Annotated in this window: 1 rRNA gene; it reads left to right on the top strand. The window is 50.0% G+C overall.

The features are described from left to right. The first annotated feature begins 210 nt into the window (after window positions 1-210). Window positions 211-3,096: ribosomal RNA gene (locus tag JHD44_RS18615) — 23S ribosomal RNA — on the top strand. The last annotated feature ends 19 nt before the right edge of the window (window positions 3,097-3,115 follow it).

Below are 3,115 nucleotides of genomic sequence, written 5' to 3'. Positions count from 1 at the left end.
TCTGACTTAGTGCTTTGCACTAAACTTGCTCTTTAACAATTTAGAACTTTGAAATAGACGATAATCAAGCGTCAAACCGGTGGGATCCTTCTCTAACCCAGAAGAGATTCTATGATCGTAAAATCCGATGAAGAACAAAAGCTTCGTTGGTATGTAGTTCAGAGTAGCGATTAAAGGAAACTTTAATCAAAAAACTATTTTGGGTTATATGGTCAAGTGACCAAGCGTGCACGGTGGATGCCTTGGCAGTCAGAGGCGATGAAGGACGTGGTAATCTGCGATAAGGTTCGGGGAGTTGATAAACAAACTTTGATCCGAACATTTCCGAATGGGGAAACCCACCCGCTTGCGGGTATCGTTAAGTGAATACATAGCTTAACGAGGCAAACCCGGGGAACTGAAACATCTAAGTACCCGGAGGAAAAGAAATCAACCGAGATTCCCTTAGTAGCGGCGAGCGAACGGGGATTAGCCCTTAAGTTGATTTGGTGTTAGTAGAAGGCTCTGGAAAGTGCCGCCATAGTGGGTGATAGCCCCGTATACGAAAACGCCTTATCAATGAAATCGAGTAAGACGGGACACGTGATATCCTGTTTGAATATGGGGGGACCATCCTCCAAGGCTAAATACTCCTGACTGACCGATAGTGAACCAGTACCGTGAGGGAAAGGCGAAAAGAACCCCAGTGAGGGGAGTGAAATAGAACCTGAAACCGTGTACGTACAAGCAGTGGGAGCCGACTTAGTTCGGTGACTGCGTACCTTTTGTATAATGGGTCAACGACTTAATTTTAGTAGCAAGCTTAACCATTTAGGGGAGGCGTAGGGAAACCGAGTCTTAATAGGGCGTTCAGTTGCTAGGATTAGACCCGAAACCGGGCGATCTATCCATGAGCAGGTTGAAGGTTGGGTAACACTAACTGGAGGACCGAACCCACGTACGTTGAAAAGTCCGGGGATGACTTGTGGATAGGAGTGAAAGGCTAATCAAGCTCGGAGATAGCTGGTTCTCCTCGAAAGCTATTTAGGTAGCGCCTCGCGTATTGCCATTGGGGGTAGAGCACTGTTTGGGCTAGGGGGTCATCCCGACTTACCAACCCCATGCAAACTCCGAATACCAATGAGTATGAGCGCGGGAGACACACGGCGGGTGCTAACGTCCGTCGTGAAAAGGGAAACAACCCAGACCGTCAGCTAAGGTCCCAAAGTTACAGTTAAGTGGGAAACGATGTGGGAAGGCTTAGACAGCTAGGAGGTTGGCTTAGAAGCAGCCACCCTTTAAAGAAAGCGTAATAGCTCACTAGTCGAGTCGGCCTGCGCGGAAGATATAACGGGGCTCAAACTGTACACCGAAGCTACGGGTTTACACTATGTGTAAGCGGTAGAGGAGCGTTCTGTAAGCCGTTGAAGGTCAAGCTGTAAGGCAGGCTGGAGGTATCAGAAGTGCGAATGTTGACATGAGTAACGATAAAGGGAGTGAAAACCTCCCTCGCCGGAAGACCAAGGGTTCCTGTCCCATGCTAATCAGGGCAGGGTGAGTCGGCCCCTAAGGCGAGGCTGAAAAGCGTAGTCGATGGGAAACGGGTTAATATTCCCGTACCGATGTATATTGCGATGGAGAGACGGAGAAGGCTAGGCCAGCACGGCGATGGTTGTCCGTGTTTAAGGCGGTAGGCTGAGTACTTAGGCAAATCCGGGTACTTAAGGCCGAGAACTGATGACGAGTCCTCTTTTGGACGAAGTGGTTGATGCCATGCTTCCAGGAAAAACTTCTAAGCTTCAGATATACATTGACCGTACCCCAAACCGACACAGGTGGTCAGGTAGAGAATACCAAGGCGCTTGAGAGAACTCGGGTGAAGGAACTAGGCAAAATGGCACCGTAACTTCGGGAGAAGGTGCGCCGGTTAGGGTGAAGGATTTACTCCGTAAGCTCTGATCGGTCGAAGATACCAGGTGGCTGCGACTGTTTATTAAAAACACAGCACTCTGCAAACACGAAAGTGGACGTATAGGGTGTGACGCCTGCCCGGTGCTTGAAGGTTAATTGATGGGGTTAGCGTAAGCGAAGCTCTTGATCGAAGCCCAAGTAAACGGCGGCCGTAACTATAACGGTCCTAAGGTAGCGAAATTCCTTGTCGGGTAAGTTCCGACCTGCACGAATGGCGTAACGATGGCCACACTGTCTCCACCCGAGACTCAGTGAAATTGAAATCGCAGTGAAGATGCTGTGTATCCGCGGCTAGACGGAAAGACCCCGTGAACCTTTACTATAGCTTCACAGTGAACTTTGAACCTACTTGTGTAGGATAGGTGGGAGGCTTTGAAGTACAGACGCCAGTTTGTATGGAGCCAATCTTGAAATACCACCCTGGTATGTTTGAGGTTCTAACTCAGGTCCCTTATCGGGATCGAGGACACTGTGTGGTGGGTAGTTTGACTGGGGCGGTCTCCTCCCAAAGAGTAACGGAGGAGCACGAAGGTGCGCTCAGCATGGTCGGAAATCATGCAAAGAGTGTAAAGGCAAAAGCGCGCTTAACTGCGAGACAGACACGTCGAGCAGGTACGAAAGTAGGTCTTAGTGATCCGGTGGTTCTGTATGGAAGGGCCATCGCTCAACGGATAAAAGGTACTCCGGGGATAACAGGCTGATACCGCCCAAGAGTTCACATCGACGGCGGTGTTTGGCACCTCGATGTCGGCTCATCACATCCTGGGGCTGAAGCCGGTCCCAAGGGTATGGCTGTTCGCCATTTAAAGTGGTACGCGAGCTGGGTTTAGAACGTCGTGAGACAGTTCGGTCCCTATCTGCCGTGGACGTTTGAGATTTGAGAAGAGTTGCTCCTAGTACGAGAGGACCGGAGTGAACGAACCTCTGGTGTTCCGGTTGTCACGCCAGTGGCATTGCCGGGTAGCTACGTTCGGACGGGATAACCGCTGAAAGCATCTAAGCGGGAAGCCTCCTTCAAGATAAGATCTCACTGGAACTTAGAGTTCCCTAAAGAGCCGTTCGAGACTAGGACGTTGATAGGTTGGGTGTGTAAGCGTTGTGAGGCGTTGAGCTAACCAATACTAATTGCTCGTGAGGCTTGACCATATAACACCAAAGTGGTTTT

It is taken from the genome of Marinomonas ostreistagni (assembly GCF_016461785.1).
In the GTDB taxonomy this organism is placed as follows: domain Bacteria; phylum Pseudomonadota; class Gammaproteobacteria; order Pseudomonadales; family Marinomonadaceae; genus Marinomonas; species Marinomonas ostreistagni_A.
Note: the sequence above shows the minus strand (reverse complement) of the source record. Positions and strands in the feature narration are given on the sequence as shown.